We start from the raw sequence: 20,689 nt of genomic DNA on the forward strand, positions 1-20,689 counted from the left end.
GCCCCCACCCTCAATTTTTCTTACCTCTATTTCTGCGATAATGCTCGCCATTGCTGCACAGAAGGCCGCTGCCATTGGTAATTTGCATACTGACGAAGATACTCAGGTAAGTTGTCGCCATTCAGAACTAACCGGTTAAGCATCAGTGCCAAATCGGTATCTGCAATACACCATTCACTGAATAAATATCTTCTGCCATCCGACAGCAAACGCTCCAACCCAGAAATAAGTTTATTCGCCGCTTGTTGCGCGCTATCAGACAAAGGAGGCAGCCTTAACCCAGCAAAGACCACTTCAGTTGGCCGTTCAGTGCGGATCGGCATAAAATCACTGCGCAGCCATGCCTGTATTTCACGCGCTCTGGCACGCTCTTGCCTATCTTGCGGATACAGCCGAGCGTAATCTGGCGCCGGGAAACGCTCGTCTAAATATTCAGCAATAGCTGAAGACTCAGAGAGTTGAAAATCATCGATAACCAGTGTCGGCACCCGACGTGTCGCCGACAGACGGGCATAAGCCTGTTGCAGATTCTCACCGGCAGACAAATTAATGACGCTTAATGAGAAAGGGAGTGCTTTTTCTGTCAATGATACGAATACCGACATCACATAAGGACTGAAAAAATCTGAATCGGTATACAACGTAATAGTTTGCTGGCTCATCGAAACCCCGACTGATTATCACTAAGTAGATTGACGTTAATCGGTTTTAGCCAGATTGAATAGCAGCTTCTGCAAAAAAATATTATCGCTAATTACGCCCTATTTTCTGTTTCAAAAACCGCAGATGATCTTCATATAGCAACATTGCACAGACGAAAGCCAAAGTAATGAAATCTAATCCGTAGGTTGTTGGTCATCTAAAATTGTCAGCAGAATATCCGCATCCGGGGTTGTTATATGCTTCCCTTCGAGAAAACCAGCGAGTTTAGCCTCTGCATCATGTTCATATACTTCATAACCTGTGATTCGATAGCCCGGTACGCCATCCTGGCGGCGAATATACTCATCACCATCAATGTAGTACTCAACAACACCACTGGCATCTTCAATCTCATAACGTTTATCAAAAGGGAACTGTTTCATTACTCATCCTAAAAAAACAACATAGCGCTATGATGCCAATTTATAGCTGTTTTAGGAAGTGTTCGGCATACCGTCTCCCCACTAGCGCTCAACAACGTTGCTTTAGCAATGAGAAAGGTTGCCCTGTTAATCAGGCAACCTTTATTACTATTTATCTATTTTTTTAGACTTAAAATAACTGAATTAACTAATGGTTACTTCTTAAACTTTAAAGAAAGCAGTGCATTCTTGCCAACATCCATATATTTGTCAGCTAAAGCTTCAGTCGTGTTAAACGTAGCAATAACTAATTTCCCATCAATCGTAGTGAGCAACATCACATTCTTGATGGTTCCATCAGCAGCCGGGGTATCCATAGTGATGATATAAGCTTTACGCCCATCAACATCCTTCTCTTCCAGAGTCGGTTTGAATGGCGCAAATTGTTTCTTCATCATATTAACAACTTCAGCGAGCTTGCCATCGGGTATGGCGCTATTGCTATCGCTGAATGCGAAGGACACACTGCCCTGTTCAACGGAATAGGCTTCTTGTGGTGCATTCTGCTGAGGGTATTTAGTTGCCAGCATTTCTTTAGACATTAAAGTGAATTCAGCTGGCATCTCAATGTAAGCTTTGCCACCAAAAACTTTAGTGCCTGTTGGTTCAGGTTCAGAACAACCGGCAAGAACAACGACCATAGCAAATAATAGGAAAACACTTTTTTTTAACAAAATAGACACCCCAGAATAAAATGAATGTAGACTCTGGTTAATAATAGCCAGACCCTGTTTTTGATAATAATTTATTGCCGTTGAATTATATCCACTGGTATTCTTTTTAGTCCATTGAGATCATCCAAGATATGTCCTAATTAATTATTCCCTTTTATCATAAATAAAATTAGAAACACGACTACTATCAATGATAAGGAAAAAACAACGAATATCATATGCAATAAACACCCCCATTTACTTAATCAGACCAATGTCACCTTGGCGTAATCCAACCTTATTTATTGCTTAAGAAAGTAAATAAGATGATACAGATGTTGTTAGTTAGTTATATTTACTCTTGCAATAAATCGGGACATTGAACTCATTTCTTCATCTTTTCCCTCACTAAGAATCAGCTATCTGCAACAATTTTTACGTGTTACAGACGTGAAAATAAATGCAATTAAGGTAAACTGAGACGCCTAAATAAGGGGATAGAATGAGTAGTGAAATATTTCTTGCCGTGCTGGGCGCGGCACTGTTACATGCTTGCTGGAACGCTCTTGTTAAATTTGGCAATGATCGTTTTGTCGCTATCTCTTTGATGGCAATTTTCTCCGGAGTGATTTCACTGTTCGGTATTTTTTTTTGTGGCGTTACCCTCGCTGAGCGCGCTTCCCTGGTTACTGTTGTCGGTTGCTTTTCACACAGGTTATTGCCTGTTTCTAAGTAAAGCTTATGAACAAGCCGAGTTTGGTCAAATCTATCCTATCGCACGTGGCGTTGCCCCCTTATTAAGTGCTCTGCTCTCTTGGTTAATCTTGTCGGAAATCCCCAGGTCGTTAGCTTTAGTTGGGGCGGCTATTTTAGTCTCCGGTGTCATCATGATGACATTTGATGGCCGACGTGGCACTGACAAAGTCAATGGCAGGGCTATTATCTATGCCTTAATTACGGCGACTTTTACTGCCTGCTACACCCTATCTGATGGGGCTGGCAGCCGCGCCAGCATTGAACCACTCAGTTATATTTTTTGGTTGTTTATGTGCAACGGCATAGCCATGTTTGCATTACTTTGGATAATGCACCGCAATGTGGTTTTTCGTCAAATACGCCAGCACTGGCGACACGGCGTGATTGGTGGCGCGATGCAATTACTGGCTTATGGCATTGTCATTTGGGCCATGAAAAGCACGCCAATCGCCCTCGTTGCCGCTCTACGTGAAACCAGTGTCTTGTTCGCCATGATAATCTCAATCTGGATGCTAAAAGAGAAACCATCGATGTTACGACTCATCGCCAGTGCCATTATTCTGATGGGGGTAGCAGTAACCAAACTTGGCTAATACTTAACCAAAAAATGTAAACGCCATTTCTTAGAAAAGGAGAAGACTACTTCTTCAGCAAACGCGCTATACTCATATAAATCCTATAAATAAGGAGAATATATGCTCATAGGATTTGTTTTATTGGTTAGCACCTGCGGTATGGATGCTTGCGAGGCACTGCCCGTGACCGATGATGTCTATACAACACGCCACGAATGCATGGCTGTAGCTACTCGTCTTCATGAACGCAGACCTGATGTGGTTTTGATTTGCGGTGAAGTATACCGCCAGCCTGACAGCGATCAATCTCATTGAGGGTTTCACTGTATTAATTCGATCTGCTGAACATCTGTTCCGATATTATTTTTTAATATTAGAGGATGTGCTTTATTTCCTACATTTATTCTGTAAGAAATTGGGAAGTTCACAAAAAAACAACCAAGGTGACGTTAACTACATTTGCCAATCATTAATGCTAATCACCAAAATAAAGTGTTAAATGGCCTGCTGAGTTAAATGTAATATCACAGAAAACCAGTGATAAACACACTGCTGATATTAGTTGCCTGACTAAATTACCGAACCAATGATATAAAACATTAACAGACTAGATATCACCACAACCACGACATTGTTAATGAACAAAGCAAACATCACACTAAATAGTGCGCCCATAAATAGGGATTATCCGGGAATGAGCGTAGTACACCATCCTGAAATAGATAATTGGCCCACAAATTGTGGTTAATAAACAGGCTGTGGCGTACTTAAGTGCCTGGATGAACTCCCCTCAATAGCACAGAGGGACGATTGATCATCGGAACAACAATTGAAGCGAAGGTGGCAATAATGGAGAAATCTAGCTGCAAGCGGGCAAGATCAGGCATCATTGTGCCACTACAGGCTATTGTTTTCTCTTACCCGAACAATTAGAGCGCATTTTATCGGGGCAGTAATAAATATCAGGCAAGCCACCACCAGCCCGATCCCCACCCACCCCGTAATAGGCAGTCTTTCTCCCACGATAATCACTGCCAATATGGCAGCAACAACAGGCTCGATGAGGGTAATGGTGGTCGCCATACTTGCCGTTATACGAGCCAGCCCATATCCATAGCAAATATAGCCAAGAAACATCGGAACCAACGCCATATAGGCACCCACTGCAGCATTACTCCAAGATTCCAGCAGCGGGGCTCCAGTCATAAAGAGTACTGGCATTAGCAAAATGCCGCCAAGACCAAAAGTCGCCCCCATCGCTGTGCGAGAAGGAAGCCCTCGCTGCATCAAACGGCGAGCAGCCCACGAATACAGCGCATAAGTAAAACCAGCAAGAAGGCCTAGAATTACCCCTATCGTGACATTGGGTGACTGAACCAGAGTGCCGTGGCCCCCACTTTCAGCCATACAAAGCAACACCATGCCTGCAATGCCAAGAGCCGCCCCCAACATCCAGCGAATCGTCAGCCGCTCGCCCTCCAAGACATATTCAATCAGAGCAGATAACAGGGGGGCAGAACCAATAGAAATGACAGTCCCGACAGTGACACCCGCTAAATGCATAGAGGCATAGAATGCCAGCGGATAGATGGCAACAGCAATGACCCCTATCAGCAGTAAACGCCACTGTTGAAGGAGTTTATCTACATAACTAATGATACTCCCAGCGGCTATCATCGCCTGGAGTAGCCCCCCAAGTCCCATCGCAACAGCGCCTATGGCAACAGCACTAACCGCAGGAGCAAATGTTGCCGCTGTTCCAGTGGTTCCCCACAAGATGGCCGCAATCAATACTCCCACCCTGCCCATCATGCGATCTCTTGGCGTGACAGTCATAGCGACTCCATCATTTCGGCGGCCATTGTCATTGCCTGACGAACGCACTCACCATTCCCTTCCAAGCCCGCGCGAGACATACTCCCCTCGAGTAAAAATGAAAAGTGCCTGGCCATCCGTATGGCACGTTGTTCATCACCAGAGAGAAGCACACAAAGATGTTCAGTCAGAATCGACTCTACCTGCTCCTTGTGCCCGCGCACTGCCTGTCTGCCCGGTGCGCCCGCGGGCAGTTCAGCCGCGGCATTCAGTAGTCCGCACCCTCTGAATCCACGTTCATAGGCAAATTCAGCATGGTCTGCATAAGCAAGAAAAACAGCCATCACGCTCTCTTTCGGACTCGCCGTTTGTTGCAGACGATTAGCGTACAGTGCGAGCCACTCTTCATGACGAATCTGTAAATAAGTAGCAACTAGTTCTGCTTTGGACTCAAAGTTGTTGTAGAGACTTTTCTTGGCAACACCTGCCCTTTTAACAATGGCATCAATACCCGTTGCCGCAATGCCATCGTTATAGAACAACACCCTTGCAGCACTCAGCAGCCGATCTCGGGCACTTTCTGATAGTTCGCGTGAGGACATGGCAAATTTCTTCCTGCTTTGGATTATTATAGGTATACCAGTCTACCTACTATTATTGTGACGTCAATACGAGCAAGAAAGTATGCTCTATATTAAATATTGGGAACTAATGCCGTACTCAGGGCATAGCGTCAGGTTAGGTTTGACAGGACATGAGGAAAAAGACTGATGATTGGTTTCACACCGGGTGTTTCATCAATATAAACTCGGCCATTGCCGAGTTTATATGCTTGAGTACTGAGACCGATAATAATTACGTGAGCTTAGCGCCCTTTCTTCTTACGTCCGGGCTGGGTAAAGCGCTTGCGGGAAGCTGAGTTACCATCGGGTTTTTCGGCCTTTTTCGCCCCACTAACACTCGGTTTTTTATCTGCCACGGGCTTAGCCTTGGCTTTTTTCACCGGTTTTTCGTCAGATGATGAATTTTCAATCAGCTTAAATAACTCGATTAACTCATCATCAGTCAAATCTCGCCACTCACCCATTGGCAGCCCTTTCAGGGTGACGTTCATGATACGAGTGCGCTCAAGCTTGGTGACTTCATAGCCAAAATGTTTACACATACGGCGAATTTGACGGTTAAGCCCTTGCACCAGCGTGATATTAAATACAAAGGTCGCGACTTTATTCACTTTGCATTTTTTGGTCACGGTTCCCATCATCGGTACACCAGCACCCAGACCGAGAATAAACTCGTCAGTCACCGGTTTGTTGACCGTCACCACGTACTCTTTTTCGTGGTCGTTCCCAGCGCGCAGGATTTTGTTAACCAAATCACCGTGATTCGTCAAAAAAATCAACCCCTGCGAGTCTTTGTCCAAACGTCCGATAGGGAAGACTCGTTTACTGTGATTAACGAAATCAACGATGTTATCGTTTTCCCCCTCTTCGGTGGTGCTTATGATGCCAACCGGTTTATTCAGTGCGATCAGCACCAAGTCGTTTTCGTCACGCGGTTCGATAAGCTGACCGTTAACTTTGACTACATCCCCGCCATATACTTGATCGCCAACAGCGGCCCGTTTGCCATTAATAAAAACATGTCCTTGTTCAATATAACGATCGGCATCACGACGAGAACAGATACCGCTCTCGCTAATATATTTGTTAAGACGAGTGGATGAGTTGGTCAGCATAAATCTTCCGTAAAAATAAGATTATATCACGTTAGGCTATGAAGCCGGCAGAGCAGCTTAACAGAGAGAATGCAAAGTCATAAAGACGATTTCGAAGGATATGATGGCCGGTGGCAATATCATCGTGCTGCAACGTATCCTCGGCCACTCAGATATTCGGGTCACCATGCGCTACTCTCACTTCGCGCCAGACCACCTGCAAGACGCGATTCACTTTAATCCATTAGCTCGATTTGAGAGTGGCGACAAAGTGGCAGTTAACACAGATAGACTGATACCCAATAACCTAGCAACCCACCTTGATCGTAATACAGCTAGAATATTGGATTTACTTTCTGTAAAAGATTATGACTTGCTGGATAGCAGCACTTATGAATTCATTGTTTATCGCCCACCAGAAGATGAGCCGACATATAGTAAATCTCAATTTTCAAAACTCAATGAAGCCCTATTCTCAATACAAGAGATCGATGATAAACACTCTATTAGGGTTGTCCCTGTAACAACAGTACACCAAGCTGCAAGTCGTATAATTAAAGCTGAGAATCAAGCCGCATAAATATAGACCCGGCCCCGCTGCCAGGTTTTATTGCTTCCTAGCCAGCGCTTCCACCACAGCCCTCATCGCCTCTTCTGTAATCTCTGAACGCTTTATCTTTTTATTAGCTAATGATGTCCTCAACACTCCCGCAATGACCACATGCTTTGGCTCTTGTCCAAGATCACGCATCTCAAGCACCACCTTCCCCACTACTCGGCACATTTCGTTATATAGCACGTCTGAATCTTTTGTGCTCATAGCTGCTCCCATCTGAATTCCCCTCAATTTACCACAGTTGGCGGCATTTTTGGCGCTGCCATACTTCTGTAATGAAAGTTGTCGGATCAAGCACTTTATTATTGAAATTTCCTACAAAAGTTAGGGCGACATCTCATTTCATATGGGTCTCATGTAAGATATAGTCTCAGGCCTTAGCGACTGAAAATACACTGTTGTAAAAATCGAGGGATGATAAGCTGAAGTTCCTTTTGGGCTAAAGGAGTAGTCTGAAGCTCAATCGTATAAAACGGACGATAAGTACATTATTTTAAACAAAGCTATAAAGGCTATTCTTTGTTGGAAAATAGGAAAGTGCCGACCTTCAGATTAAATACCTAAATGATGTGGTTGTATATGCCCACTATAAGTTGAAGACAATTTACGCCACGATCTAGCGTATCGAGGTAATGTGAACGTTGCGTAAAACTCAATAAGAACCCTAGTACCAGGGTTATCCCCAAGATGAAATGTATCTGGTAAATTACATTATCTGCCTCTAAGGCCTTTTAGGAAAAAATCCATTTTATCCTAAGTGGCTATTTGCACCTATTTTAAGAGTGAAATTAAATATAATGTTTACATTCAGCGCCTTAAAGTTAAATAATATCACGTTGTCATTATTATTAGTCAGTATAAGTTCATCGACTTTAGCCGGGACATGGAACGGTTCAGTCTCTGATAATTGGTTTGAGGGTGGTAACTGGTTGCCGAATACTATACCCGACACCACTACCACAACGATAATTAATAATGGATTAGTAAATCTTAGTAATGGTATATCCACTATTACTCAGCTTCAGTTGGCACCCTCTTTAAATAATAATTCCCAATTAACCATTTCAGATAATGGTCATTTAACGATGGTCGGCACTAACATTATTGCTGTCGGTGGCGAAAGTGGAAGTAATGGTAGTGGCAAAATAGTCGTGAGTGGCGACAATGCATCGTTAACCATGGCTAATGCATCTCTTTATGTTGGCCTATACGGCTACGGTGAGTTACAGATTATCGACGGCGGAAAAATGTATATGCTAAATGCCAGTCGGGGATTAGTTTTAGCTGACCATCTTAGTGCCACAGGCATTGCTGAAGTCGACGGTCAGGGTTCATTGATCGATATAGCGGGTAATCTTACCGTTGGCGGTGATGGCAAAGGCTATCTGAATATTACCAATGGTGGCACAGTAAATGCTCATAGTTCATATGATGGTTACGGTTTACTGATTGGCGGATATAACGGTGATAACCGCGGTGGTGGAGTGGTGGCGGTCGACGGCATTGGCTCGACCTTGAATATTACTGGTGATGTTTATATTGGCAATACCGCATCAGGCAATATGTCAGTTTCTAACGGTGCTAAAGTTAATGTACTGAGTACCGCATCTTCTTATCTGGCTGACCAGCAAAACGATGTAGAAAATAGTGTGCTAGTGACTGGGCAAGGTTCAGAATGGAACGCAGGTACGAATTTATTTATTGGCCGGGGCAACGCTAGCGGAGCATTAACCATTAATGACGGTGGTAAAGTTTCTGTCGGTCAGGCGATCGGTGTGGGCTATGGCGATTATAATGCTAGTCTGGCAAGTGCCGGCACCAACGTTATTAATATTGGTGGTACTGAAATCAGTGCGCCTCATGCCGCAGGCTATCTTGATGCTCCGGCCATTCAGCTGTTCACCGCTGATAAAAGTATTCTTAACCTGAACCATACAGATAACACCGGCGACTATATATTGGCTGCGGTAATTGACGGTAATGGCACGATTAACCAGTTGGCAGGTACCACCACATTGACCGGTGATAGTCGTTACTTTGCCGGTAAAACTCAGGTTTATGGTGGTAGCCTGATTGTGAATAACGTATTAGGCGGACAAGTTAATATTGCCGAGTTAGGTATGTTGGGTGGTAGCGGTATAATTAATGGTAATGTTGAAAATTCCGGATTAATCGCACCGAGCATTTTATCGTCATCGAGTATTGACTCCCCTACTCGAATAGGTTCCAGATTTAACACATTAACCATTAATGGTGATTATACTAGTAACAACGGTAAGTTAATACTCAACAGTCATTTGTCCGATGATAACTCTCCCACCGATAAACTGGTGATTAACGGCAATACGAGCGGCAATACACATGTAAGGGTGGATAACCTCGGCGGCAGCGGTGCACAAACCCTGAACGGTATTGAACTTATCCAAGTAAACGGTTTATCTGACGGTGAGTTTGTCAAAAGTGGTCGCATCGTGGCCGGGGCCTATGATTACTCACTGGCCCGCGGGATAGGTAGCAATACCACCAACTGGTATTTGACTAGCCTAAGCAATGAACCGGTTGACCCTGAAAATCCCGTTGGTCCAGGTGAAGAAATGAAACGCCCTGAGGCGGGAAGTTATACAGCGAACTTGGCGGCAGCTAACAATATGTTTGTCACCCGTCTGCACGATCGTTTAGGGGAAACTCAATATATCGATGCCCTGACAGGCGAGCATAAAGTGACCAGCATGTGGTTACGCAATGAAGGTGGGCATAACCGCTCACGTGATACCAGCGGGCAGTTGAAAACCCAAAGTAACCGCTATGTGATGCAATTAGGTGGCGATATCGCGCAGTGGAGTAACAATGACCTGAACCGTTTACATTTAGGTGTCATGGCCGGTTACGGTAACAGCAAGAGCAATACACGCTCGAAATCCGGTTACCAGTCAGACGGCTCTGTTGATGGTTACACTGTCGGCGTGTACAGCACCTGGTATGCCAACGATGAAGACAAGTCCGGATTGTATGTCGACGGTTGGGCACAATACAGTTGGTTCAACAATACCGTTGAAGGTCAGGATTTGGCAAGTGAGGAGTACAAATCTAAGGGTGTGACTGCCTCGCTTGAGAGTGGCTATACCTTTAAAGTTGGCGAGAATGCAGCTAAAAACGCCACCTACTTTATCCAGCCCAAAGCACAGATTACCTGGATGGGGGTGAAAGCAGACGACCATAAAGAAACCAACGGCACCAATGTGTCTGGTGAAGGTGATGGCAATATCCAGACTCGTCTGGGTGTGAAAGCCTTTATGAATGGGTACGCTGCTCAGGATAAAGGCAAAGATCGTGTGTTCCAGCCGTTTGTTGAAATTAACTGGGTTCATAACACCAAAGACTTTGGCACCAATATGGATGGTGTGACCGTGAAACAAGAAGGCGCAGCGAATATTGCGGAAGTGAAAGTGGGGGTTGAAGGTCAGATCAACAAGCAAGTCAATCTCTGGGGTAATGTTGGCCAGCAAGTGGGCAACAAAGGTTACAGCGATACAGCGGTGATGTTAGGGGTTAAATATAACTTTTAATACTGATTGCAACATTCAAACTAAATAAGTTGACAGACCGGGCGGCAATTAAGCCCGGTTTTGTATTTCATGCTTCAGATAAAACAGTATCCGGTGACTCTGGCCACTCAATATCGGGCACTAGGGAAACATCGATGTTCTTCACTTTTACCCGATACTGTTTCCAGGCTTTTAAGTCGGCTCGGAATTTATCCGGTACAACATCATCGCTATCTTCCAGCTCTTCAATTTCATCTGACAATGCGCCTATCATGTCAGATGCATGAGACATGAGTGATACTTTCTCTCTATCGTTCAAAAGTTATACCTAAACTTGCCAGATGCTTATATTAATCACCCAAGCGATTTACCGTCGGCAGAGCAACGTTTCACTAATGGATTATCAATCGCACGACAGGTCAGAGACCGTGCAATACAGCTAGCCCTATAGCTTATCAACTATCATTTTAGGTGGTATTTATAGTGCCACCTATCTTCGCTAGCGTCCCGATTGGCAGCTAACCATTAGTTATTACGTTTTCTTTCCGGCGTTTTTCCGCCAACTAATGACTTCATCGAGCCGACCCTTGCAGATCCGCAGCTCACGCTTGAGAGCTAGTGTATACAGCCCACTATCACCCCATGTAGCACCAACGAACTCCGGCACCTCGCATATGACCAATGCTGATTCTGGGGGCCACAACTGGATCAAGTAGGTAATAGCTCCCGTCGTAGTCACTCGGAGATATGAGGGTGTTTTCAGTAATTGACTGTTTTGACGGGAGCTAAATAAAAAAGGCCACCAAATTGGTAGCCTTAAAATTATTCTGTAGTGATCGGGATGTTCTCTGGCTATATCAGTTTTAATCTATAGATATTAATAACGAGCTAATTATATAAAACCCATTTATAAATAATCTATTTTAATTCAATTAATTGAACTTATATATTCATTGACGGGAACGATCCCTTCGGTAAAATGAAATCAACATAACTTTCCCTGGTGTTGGCCGAATTGGCATCCCTTACCAAATAAGATAGAGGTAAGGGCTTTTTTTTTTGCGCCTAATAATCATATTGGATTGGTCGATAAAATAAAGTGCAGTGATAGCTAACTACCACAGGTAGGACGACTGAGCCACAATCATCAAAAAGCAACTGTCACGGCAAGTTATAATTTACACCAACAACATAAACAATTAGTAAATATCACTCATTTTTATTGAGCTCCTCGTCACCCCCCAAAAAAATAAACAAAAAAATCACCGAAGCGAGCCTTAAAAAATGTCGTGAATTGATCGCTTAGCGTTGCATAAAACTAGTGACTAAAATTAAATCTATTACACTATAAAAGCACTCGGTGTAGCCCTGACTGTAGCAGTGTCAATTAGCTAAACGGGACAGAGCTCGCAAGCACTCTTATCCGAAAGTTATAACCCTTTCGATGTTAATCGTGCCACGTGCTCGACAAATAGTTGAACAGGGTTGGTACTGCTGGTAACAACCCCCGCAGTTTGATTGATAGCATCCAGGTGATCCATTGAATAATCAGAGCGTATAACTTTGCCGAGATGCATACTATAGCGCCCAACCAACCCATCATTCTGTAAACGTTCTTTTGTGAACAGAAATGAGAGGGCAACCATTGAAATATGCAGCGGATCAAAATTATTGAGCCCCTGCTCAATCGGGTTGTAATTAATCACCCCACCCCAAGAATAATAATAAACGCCGTTCTCATATTCTTTACCTTCTCCTCCCCAGTTGCTTGGCAAACCCTGCGGATATTTGGCATTGAATTTAGCGACGCCTTCGCTGGTGAGCGAGTTAAGCGCTGCGACACTGTCTTGTGGCAGGGAGGGACGACCAGTCATAATGGAAAGGAATGAGCCAAAAGCGTTCATCACTGCGCCCGCAATATCTTCTGGAAGGGAGCCTGGTTTCATCGCCAAACGGACCAGATCGGCAATTTCTGAGCCAAAGTTTGCCCCATTAACGGAGGTAACAGACGCAACCAGTTCGGGATGAATGGCGGCGACGTAGCGACAGGCCAAAGGGCCTTGGCTGTGGCCAATCAGGTTGACCTTGTGGGATCCGGTTAACTGGGTGACTTGTTTTACAAAACTGAGCAATTGTTCACCACGAGCTTCATTACTGTTTTCTGCCGATATAGAGGCAGTGAATACAGTAGCTCCGGCTTTTTCCAGTGCTTGCTGAATACCGAAAAAATAAGGATAGATTCCAGCAATCTTATCGAAACCACTGAAACCGTGAACGAGAATAATGGGATATTTTAATGAATTAGACATGATGAATACCTTTCAGGATTATTTGTCCATGTGGTCGAAATAAATAGTAAATTAAGGTGATGATTCCAATCCGTCATTACTGTTGTGTGGCGAGTAATACAAAGAATGCCTAATGGTGACGCTGTTGATCATTAATAAAACATGCGCTTTTCAATGAAGGTATCCGCCCATTCCACAAACAAAAAAGCCCTGACTTATGTCGGGGCTTATCATTTTTGAAGTCGGTTACGGTTCCGGCGTCAACATCTAACGATGTGCTGACTACATACCTTTAAATGTACTTCTGTGGTGGCGAGGAATTCGCCGACGTCGTTTCACTGGTGTTCCACTGGTATCCCCACATATCGGCGCCGGCTTTCACCACATTCGGCTGGATACTGTTTCACAACGATTGGATTAACCAATCCAGTACCCATGCGAATGTAGAAATGAAAAAAGACCAAAATTAAATAGCACCATAATTATTGCATTATTAACTAGTATACAACTCATCAATGACCAATGTATTTATTTTGACACTCATTAAATATTTCAAGTATATGGACGTGAGCATATAAAAGCTCACCTGCAAATTTGGAGAAATCATTATGTGTAAAATTATAAAGTATGGAGCGGTAGCCTTGTTGTTTACAATAGCAACCCCTACGTTTGCTTGTGTCTCTATGGGTGTTAGTCACACGTGTAATAAAGATTGTAATTCTTGGTCAGAGCCCTGGTACGCACTTTGTATATATGGTGGAGAACAACATCGATAGCTAATAAAAAGCCCCTGAGCAATTAACTCAAGGGCTGGAAAGTTGCCTGTCTTTCCCGACCGTCACTTCACATCAGTAAGGTACACTTAGCTTCTTTTGGAAAGTCGATAGTGTGTATCGTTGATTTACCCAGCGCTCATGCGAATGAGCCCTCCAGTAATTACAGCTCCCACCAATAATTCAACGGCATTGCTGAGAGATACTATCCGTCCCGCGAGGGCATATCTCTGAAGAACTTGGGTACGGCATTGGTATCCAACTCCAAGAACAAGCAGACAATGCTAAACACAAAACAACAGCAATTAACATTCTCATAAATCACATCCCTATCATTTGTTAAGGGAATATATCAAAATATTAATAACCCATTTTTAAACGAATAGTGATTTACTTAAAATAAAAAGCCTCGGCGATTAACCGAGGCTTTGAATTTGGTGCTGTGATAGCTGACCCTGTAACCGTACCAATGATAATGCAATCCTTGCACCAAGGTAACTATCACAGCACTGTATAATTTACATTGCAATAATAAACAAACATTAAACATGACCAGTTTTATAGTGGGCATGACTCACAAAACGGCAAATCCCCTGCTGTTAAGCTAAGGGCTGAAATTTGGCCCGCCACCGAGGTCTCGAACCTCGCACCTACAACAACTATGGTTATCGGCTCTATCCAGCTGAGCTAGTGGCGGTTAGGAAGCGGATTCTACGCATCAATTTATAAGCACGCCATCAGCAAGGTTACTTTTCAGATAATTCAGCCCACTAATGCAAACTCCAGAAACGACAAAACCCCGCACAAAGGCGAGGTTTATTTGACTGGATAAGCGCTACTGCATAACCAACTCTTATCACACTAATGCACTTTTTGCGGCCGCACCAACACTTTTATCATAAATTTCTGACTTCATTGTTGCCGGGTCCATTTCCAGGCAAACGTCTATCATCGACAAGCAACCATCAACAAATCCTTCGGCCATCTGCATGCTCACCCTGACGGCTCTTTCATCCCGTTTATGCTGCCGAGCAATGGCCCGTTTTGACTGATTCTACACATAATGCCGTATAATCAGTTCGTACTCATCAGGTCGATATTGATTTAGTCGGGCAACACAACCATCAACAATTAGACCCTCATCATCACAGCATGACTGTTGAGTACCAGAGGTGTCGGGTAATAATCCCTTAAACCCTGCGGCAATAGCAGAGTAATCGAGTTCTGAAGAATATCTGGCCCATATAGCCCATCAACGACTTTTCTGGTTATTCCAGTACGGGAGCCGTAACGTCGTAATACAGTTGCAATTTGCTCTACCTGCGCCGGGAGATTTCTATCCAATACCATATTCAGCGCTAACTGGCAGGCAGCAATGGCACGAGGTGGATGCGATCGCTTATGCAGCCACACACTAATTGCGGCCCGTAAGCGTTGCTCGGCTTTACCGTCATTGCGATATTTGGTCATCAAAATATCGAATCCGACAGGGTGTAGATGCTGGCAGGTAGCAAAAGTACCTAATATCTGGTCTTTGGTCAGAACTGCACGACCCCAGCCAATATTCAGCGATTCTATGCTGACACAGCGAGGATCATGTATTTTGATCAGTCGTTCAATTGCTGTAGTCATTGGTCAGTCCTGTGTTTTAAATTCACAAGACTGATTCTATATTTCATTGCATAAATCGCAACAAAAACAGAATTATTGCAAAAAATAAAATTACTGAAGTACTTTGATATGATTAGTCAATAACATCTTTTCCGTTGCCAAATATCCATCAGGTTGAGTAAAAGAAATATATTTTTCATCGTACAACCATTTATACATAGCTTTAATGTAGTCAGCATAATAATTAGCAGGATTATCTTTTATGTTGCCAGCGTTATTAGAATTATCCATAAAGCAATATTGGTTTATTGGTGAACCGTAACTATCAGTTCCTGAGACAACAGCATGAGTTGTTCACTCCGTAAACTCTTCACCGAAGAGAACTATTTTAAGGCCACTATCTATGATCTCTTTTACATCAAACCAAGCTCTTGATGGGAAATTTTTCAAGCAGTGATTTCGTATCAAGGTATATATAATATCAATATGTTCCATATTTAATCTCCAATATAGCAGCAGTTATATATTCGCATTCGGGAAATCACTATAACCATATGTAAGATAAGACTCTATTGAATCTTTAGCATTTCTGGAACCTTGGTATACTTCAGCAAAAAACCCAGCATTTATCATTCTGTCGATCCACTTGGCCTGTTCCTTGGTGGGTTTTCCATCGCTAGCTTTCATCTCAATCCACAACCCCGCATACCCACCGCGCGGTAGCGCCAAAAACAAATCCGGCCCCCCCTTCCTCAACCCTAGCCGCTTGGCATCCCTTGCCGCCTTTGGCCCACGCTTCCCCTCATTGGGTATATGGATCAGATAGTCCCCGATACAAATACCATCAATAACAGTTTTATCTGCCCATTCAATAAGCGCGGCCTGTTCCTCGGTTTCCGCCTGGTGGTTAACTTTACGAACTTTCCCGTTACGCACTTCCAGCTTTGCTGCTGTTCCGATGATGCCAATGGCATCTATGATATTAAGCATTTTTGCTTACGGTAAAAGAATCAAGCTTCTTTAGCTGATGACATATAAATAAAGAGAGCGAAATCAGTGATAACACGATGGCCCAACCAAAGTGAGCATCATTGGAAAATATATGATGAACAAGAAACGAAAAGTAAGCTGACGCATAGAGAATAGCTATTATGAATAGGTTTACTGGTGAAGGGTTATTTCCTGTTAATCTATTATAAAATAAGCGTCCCTTTTGTCGTTTTCTCGCATTTTTGGACATAGATAACTGTTCGGCTATTAAAGCCAAACCAGCATGATACCCTGTAGTAAAAGCCCCAAACACTCCAAATATAAATGCATATTGGATGTACGAGTCCACATTACTTACAGTTGATAAAGCGACCGAAGTAATAGAAAAAAAACCGAATATCGTGGAATAGAAATATTTAAAAAACAATATATTATGACGCATCAATAGTCCCTTATCCGTTAAATGCCTTTCCCGATTTTATCCACAATTCGATTGTTTTGTACAATGCTAACAACAGAGTTTGCTCCTTCTCTCCCGCCCTCCATTCATATGGTATCCTGGTGACCACTATCCGCAAAATGTTGGAGCATAAAACCTAGAATCAGCGCAAAGCATGGCAACTGGCACACCAGCTTCGCATTCCCTCCAAAAGAGACATTATCAACCGGTTAATTCGGGAGGTTTAACCATATCCGACCGTAGCATTCGATAGCAGTATCACTAAAACATAGCCCCTTACCACCCCAGACTAAACGACCATAATAGGGCGTAACATCTTTGCGCCCTTTCCTACTGAGGAAAGACCAATGACCAAACTACTGACATTAGAAGAATGGGCGGAAGAAACCTATCACAGCAAGCAACCAACCCCCCAGACACTTCAGCGCTGGGCGCGAGGTGGCAATATTTATCCGGCCCCTGAAAAACATGGGCGCGAATATCGGGTACAACCTTGTGCTATTTATATTCAACCTAAAAGCTATCGCTTAGCTAAAAAAATAATAAAAGCATCACCCGATGTTAACTCACCATTAATAGAGAGAATTATTCATGGCAAAGAGGCCAAAAAAGTATGATGCCAATTTGCCAAGAAACCTGACATATCGGCGTAGAGAAAAATCATTTTGCTGGCGCAATCCAATAACCGGCTCTGAAATATCTTTAGGGCAAATTGCCCGGAGGGATGCCATCTCTCAGGCCATTCAGGCTAACAACTATATTGAATCAAACTTTCAGCCAGTAGCCCTCCTTGAACGATTGCAAGCCCCTGCCCCAACTCCTGCGGCTAAAGCTGAAGTTAATACCGTAGCAAGTTGGCTAAAGCGCTATTCAGAGCTATTCAGAACTATTAAAGCGTCGCGAGCTGGCTGAGAACACCATGAAAATGAGAGTCTTGCAAATAGGATATATTAAGCAAGAATTTGGCGAGAGACCGATCGAGACCGTTACCACCAGGCATATTGCTGATTTTATTAATGCCTATGTCGATAATGGTAAAAGCTCGATGGCGGTAAATCTACGTTCTGTTTTGTCGGATGTTTTTCGCGAAGCAATAGCTGATGGTTTAATTAGCACCAACCCAGTGGAAGCAACACGCACGCCGTCACCAAAAGTTAAGCGGGAACGGCTCGACTATGCTGCCTTTTGCAAGATTTATGAGGCTGTCGGCCAACAGCAGAACTGGGTTCAACTCAGCCTGGCATTGGCGCTAATTACTGGCCAGCGATGTGCATGACGGCAAACTTTGGGTAATTCAGGGCAAGACCGGCAATCAAATTGCTATATCACTCTCTTTACGGTTGGAAATAATGAACGCTAACGTTGGGGACATTATAGAAAAGTGCCTGAATGACAGTAAAAGTGAATATCTCATCAGCTCATCCAGTAAAAGCTCAGGCCGAAAACCCGGAGCCTTAAATGCGGACTCGCTCACCAAAGCATTTGTTAAAGCATTGAAGGCCACCAATCTGGTTTATGAAATATCCCCGCCCAGTTTTCACGAGATCCGCAGCCTGGCATCGCGGCTGTATGAAGCAGAATACGGTAAGGAATTTGCACAGAAATTGCTTGGACACAAATCGATGAAAATGACGAATGTATACCTGGATTCACGTAAAAATGAGTGGGTTGAGATTTAGGCCGAGTATAGGATTTCGTGGAAATTTCGTTTATTTTCGTTTGTTGTGAAAAAAAATTATTTAAAATCAATAAGATAAAAAGAGACCGAATACGATTCCTATATTCGGTCTAGGGAAATGGCTCTTGGGAGAGAGCCGTGCGCTAAAAGTTGGCATTAACGTAGGCTTATTCAGCCGTACTCCTTAAGCGTAGTCGAGTACATGTGTTTCGCCAACTTGGCAATAGAACTAATTAATTACGGTTGTAAACTAATCTGAATGGCGAAAACTCAAACCTATTACTAGTAATAGTAATCATTTGAAAAATACGGGTTAATATTGGTGAGTCTCACAATCTCAGGTTTAATTTTGACACAATGACATTGCACGCTGCTGGAAAGGCACCAAACTCATCTTCTGCCCAGGGTTGTTACTGTCATCTAACAACAAAATATCTAACGGCTTCGCTAATACAAGGCCAGATTTCATCTGCTCGGTAGCAATATCATTGAGGGGATATTGCGCTAACGTACTCGGGTTAATCACAAATAAAGCATTACCTGGGCGGCATTCCAGCATCACTTCTTCCCGGGTAAATGCCCATTGCTTACCAAATTCAAATTTACTGACCGTCACTATCTTTCCAGCAGCAATAGCGTTAATTGATAGCATCAGCAACGATAACGTCAGCACAAAACCTTTCATCTTAATTATCCTCAATTAATTGATTGCTTAGATTTTCTCGCATCCAAAGGCTCCAATGCAAGCTCAGTAGCAATATCTGTTACTTATAGCTTTACCCTATACCGGTGCCATAGTGGCAAAAACACTGACTAAGAGTAATACCGCTACACCGAGGATAATTTCCACACAACTATTTACCACTAGCCAATAGTGAGCTTTAGCGGGTAATTGCTTAAGCAATGGAACGATGAGATAACGATTAATCAGTGCAACAATAATCATAAACATCACCAATATCACTTTGCAGAGCAGAAGTATCTGATAAGTAGATGTCAGCGTCAGCGCGGTATCGCCCAGTATAATGATGCTGTTAATAACACCACTCGCCAGTACCAATACTACGGCCAGATGTCCCCAGCTTGAGAATCGAATCAACGTAGTGATTGCTTCACGTTTGACATCATTATTGCGGGTATAAACGAGGCAAATCAGCAGCGCTGGCAAGCAACCCAGCCAGTAACCCGCACTGAGCAGATGTATGATTTGATTAGTTTGGTGAATCCATCCCACTACTCCGGCATGCATCGCCGCATGCCCGGTAAAAGCAAGACTCGCGAGTAACAGCGTTGAGCAGCCCGCTATCAGTCGATAGTTGCTACGAGTTGAACCCAGCAACACTATCCACATAATCAAAATGGATAAACCCATATGCCATTGCCACACCTGGCCGAAGCGTGTACCAAATACCGACCACCAAACGGTCAATCGATAAGTATCAGCCCAACCATCACCCATCATTCCAGCCTGAACGGCTAAAAGCCCCACGGCAGAGATAAGCCCCAGAAAAGTACTGAAGATAAGTAGAGGTGACAGACGGTTTTTGAGTATTGAAGAGAATCGATCTGGTGCTAATACAGCGGTGAATATACTGATGCCAAACATCAGCATCACCGCCAGAAAATGCAAGAAGCGACACAGAACGAATAGAGCCGCCAGAGACATATTATTTCACAGTGAAGCTGTATGTGCCTTTGGTTTTATGACCATCGACAGACACCACGTGCCATGAAACATTATATTTCCCTGCCGTTAATGCATGATCAATAGGCAAAATCAACTGTGTGTTATTCACCGGATCCAATTTTAACGCACCAGTTTTCACTACATTGTTATCAGGCCCGGTAACTTTCACGTCACTGAAATTGAGTTCAATACCTTCAGAGAAACCCAGCGTCACTGCTTCTGGTGCTGAACCGATAGTGGTATCGGCAGCCGGCGACTCTATCTTCAGGTGTGCGTGAGCCAGAGCTTGCTGGCTAGATAGCCCAACAAACAACACAATAAGCGCCGAAAGCATGCGGCAAGAAGAACGGACTTTGCGAATAAACATAGTATCCCTTAATCAATGGGGGAAAAAATCAATC

General features: G+C 43.6%; 18 protein-coding genes and 4 pseudogenes. 6 read left to right on the forward strand and 16 right to left on the reverse strand.

What is annotated here, in order from left to right; genetic code table 11:
• Positions 1–26: 26 nt before the first annotated feature.
• The 3 genes from yfcF to Q2T71_RS11725 form a co-directional block, all read right to left on the reverse strand.
• A complete protein-coding gene (yfcF, locus tag Q2T71_RS11715; RefSeq protein WP_372559187.1) occupies positions 27–662 on the reverse strand; it encodes a glutathione transferase in 636 nt (211 codons plus the stop codon).
• Between the two features lie 174 nt (positions 663–836).
• Entirely contained in the window at positions 837–1,085 is a 249-nt protein-coding gene (locus Q2T71_RS11720) for a hypothetical protein (RefSeq protein WP_372559188.1), read from the reverse strand.
• Between the two features lie 194 nt (positions 1,086–1,279).
• A complete protein-coding gene (locus Q2T71_RS11725; RefSeq protein ID WP_083158641.1) occupies positions 1,280–1,798 on the reverse strand; it encodes a hypothetical protein in 519 nt (172 codons plus the stop codon).
• 481 nt (positions 1,799–2,279) lie between these two features.
• Between Q2T71_RS11725 and Q2T71_RS11730 the strand changes: the two are divergent.
• Both Q2T71_RS11730 and Q2T71_RS11735 read left to right on the forward strand, forming a co-directional pair.
• Positions 2,280–3,126, forward strand: a pseudogene (locus Q2T71_RS11730) (DMT family transporter).
• Positions 3,127–3,228: 102 nt separating this feature from the next.
• Complete coding sequence (locus Q2T71_RS11735) at positions 3,229–3,423, forward strand: hypothetical protein (RefSeq protein WP_083158639.1); 195 nt, start codon at positions 3,229–3,231, stop codon at positions 3,421–3,423.
• A gap of 582 nt (positions 3,424–4,005) precedes the next feature.
• Here Q2T71_RS11735 and Q2T71_RS11740 read toward each other — a convergent pair.
• The 3 genes from Q2T71_RS11740 to rluF form a co-directional block, all read right to left on the reverse strand.
• Entirely contained in the window at positions 4,006–4,944 is a 939-nt protein-coding gene (locus Q2T71_RS11740; RefSeq protein ID WP_372559189.1) for a DMT family transporter, read from the reverse strand.
• Positions 4,941–5,525 carry a TetR/AcrR family transcriptional regulator gene (locus tag Q2T71_RS11745; protein WP_083158637.1) on the reverse strand — a complete coding sequence of 195 codons (585 nt, stop codon included), beginning with the start codon at positions 5,523–5,525 and terminating at the stop codon, positions 4,941–4,943. Before Q2T71_RS11745 ends, Q2T71_RS11740 begins: the two co-directional genes overlap by 4 nt.
• Positions 5,526–5,788: 263 nt before the next feature.
• On the reverse strand, positions 5,789–6,661 hold the full coding sequence (gene rluF / locus Q2T71_RS11750) for a 23S rRNA pseudouridine(2604) synthase RluF (RefSeq protein WP_083158636.1): 873 nt from the start codon (positions 6,659–6,661) through the stop codon (positions 5,789–5,791).
• 100 nt (positions 6,662–6,761) lie between these two features.
• Here rluF and Q2T71_RS11755 point away from each other — a divergent pair.
• Positions 6,762–6,917: pseudogene (locus Q2T71_RS11755) on the forward strand (site-specific integrase); the annotation flags it as partial.
• 330 nt (positions 6,918–7,247) lie between these two features.
• Here Q2T71_RS11755 and fumD read toward each other — a convergent pair.
• Positions 7,248–7,460: a fumarate hydratase FumD gene (fumD, locus tag Q2T71_RS11760; protein WP_372559190.1), complete on the reverse strand. Its 213-nt coding sequence runs from the start codon at positions 7,458–7,460 to the stop codon at positions 7,248–7,250.
• A gap of 593 nt (positions 7,461–8,053) precedes the next feature.
• On the opposite strand from fumD, the gene Q2T71_RS11765 reads away from it, so the two are divergent.
• Positions 8,054–10,822 carry an autotransporter outer membrane beta-barrel domain-containing protein gene (locus Q2T71_RS11765; protein ID WP_372559191.1) on the forward strand — a complete coding sequence of 923 codons (2,769 nt, stop codon included), beginning with the start codon at positions 8,054–8,056 and terminating at the stop codon, positions 10,820–10,822.
• A 67-nt stretch (positions 10,823–10,889) separates the two neighbouring features.
• Here Q2T71_RS11765 and Q2T71_RS11770 read toward each other — a convergent pair whose 3' ends face one another.
• The 6 genes and pseudogenes from Q2T71_RS11770 to Q2T71_RS11795 all read right to left on the reverse strand — a co-directional run bounded on the left by Q2T71_RS11770 (position 10,890) and on the right by Q2T71_RS11795 (position 16,905).
• Positions 10,890–11,120, reverse strand: a complete 231-nt coding sequence (locus tag Q2T71_RS11770) for a tail fiber assembly protein (RefSeq protein WP_372559192.1) — start codon at positions 11,118–11,120, stop codon at positions 10,890–10,892.
• Between the two features lie 1,111 nt (positions 11,121–12,231).
• The gene (locus Q2T71_RS11775) at positions 12,232–13,110 is read right to left on the reverse strand and encodes a lipase family alpha/beta hydrolase (RefSeq protein WP_372559193.1); all 879 of its coding nucleotides are present in this window, start codon (positions 13,108–13,110) and stop codon (positions 12,232–12,234) included.
• Between the two features lie 1,608 nt (positions 13,111–14,718).
• Positions 14,719–15,108: pseudogene (locus tag Q2T71_RS11780) on the reverse strand (antiterminator Q family protein).
• Entirely contained in the window at positions 14,994–15,494 is a 501-nt protein-coding gene (locus tag Q2T71_RS11785; RefSeq protein ID WP_372559194.1) for a TIGR02642 family protein, read from the reverse strand. The pseudogene Q2T71_RS11780 and the gene Q2T71_RS11785 overlap by 115 nt, the downstream one beginning before the upstream one ends.
• A gap of 498 nt (positions 15,495–15,992) precedes the next feature.
• On the reverse strand, positions 15,993–16,463 hold the full coding sequence (locus Q2T71_RS11790) for a VRR-NUC domain-containing protein (RefSeq protein WP_372559195.1): 471 nt from the start codon (positions 16,461–16,463) through the stop codon (positions 15,993–15,995).
• The gene (locus Q2T71_RS11795; protein WP_372559196.1) at positions 16,456–16,905 is read right to left on the reverse strand and encodes a hypothetical protein; all 450 of its coding nucleotides are present in this window, start codon (positions 16,903–16,905) and stop codon (positions 16,456–16,458) included. The genes Q2T71_RS11790 and Q2T71_RS11795 overlap by 8 nt, the downstream gene beginning before the upstream one ends.
• A gap of 365 nt (positions 16,906–17,270) precedes the next feature.
• Here Q2T71_RS11795 and Q2T71_RS11800 point away from each other — a divergent pair, with 365 nt between their 5' ends.
• Both Q2T71_RS11800 and Q2T71_RS11805 read left to right on the forward strand, forming a co-directional pair.
• Positions 17,271–17,540 carry an excisionase gene (locus Q2T71_RS11800; RefSeq protein WP_372559197.1) on the forward strand — a complete coding sequence of 90 codons (270 nt, stop codon included), beginning with the start codon at positions 17,271–17,273 and terminating at the stop codon, positions 17,538–17,540.
• A pseudogene (locus Q2T71_RS11805) lies at positions 17,515–18,602 on the forward strand (tyrosine-type recombinase/integrase). Before Q2T71_RS11800 ends, Q2T71_RS11805 begins: the two are co-directional and overlap by 26 nt.
• Before the next feature lie 342 nt (positions 18,603–18,944).
• On the opposite strand, the gene Q2T71_RS11810 reads toward Q2T71_RS11805, so the two are convergent.
• From Q2T71_RS11810 to yobA, 3 genes are all read right to left on the reverse strand, one after another.
• The gene (locus tag Q2T71_RS11810; RefSeq protein ID WP_372559198.1) at positions 18,945–19,286 is read right to left on the reverse strand and encodes a YebY family protein; all 342 of its coding nucleotides are present in this window, start codon (positions 19,284–19,286) and stop codon (positions 18,945–18,947) included.
• 96 nt (positions 19,287–19,382) lie between these two features.
• Positions 19,383–20,267, reverse strand: a complete 885-nt coding sequence (gene copD / locus Q2T71_RS11815; RefSeq protein WP_372559199.1) for a copper homeostasis membrane protein CopD — start codon at positions 20,265–20,267, stop codon at positions 19,383–19,385.
• Between the two features lies 1 nt (position 20,268).
• Positions 20,269–20,655, reverse strand: a complete 387-nt coding sequence (gene yobA / locus Q2T71_RS11820) for a CopC domain-containing protein YobA (RefSeq protein WP_372559200.1) — start codon at positions 20,653–20,655, stop codon at positions 20,269–20,271.
• Positions 20,656–20,689: the final 34 nt, after the last annotated feature.

The sequence above is a fragment of the Yersinia sp. 1652 StPb PI genome, assembly GCF_041538345.1.
Taxonomy (GTDB): Bacteria; Pseudomonadota; Gammaproteobacteria; order Enterobacterales; family Enterobacteriaceae; genus Yersinia; species Yersinia enterocolitica_E.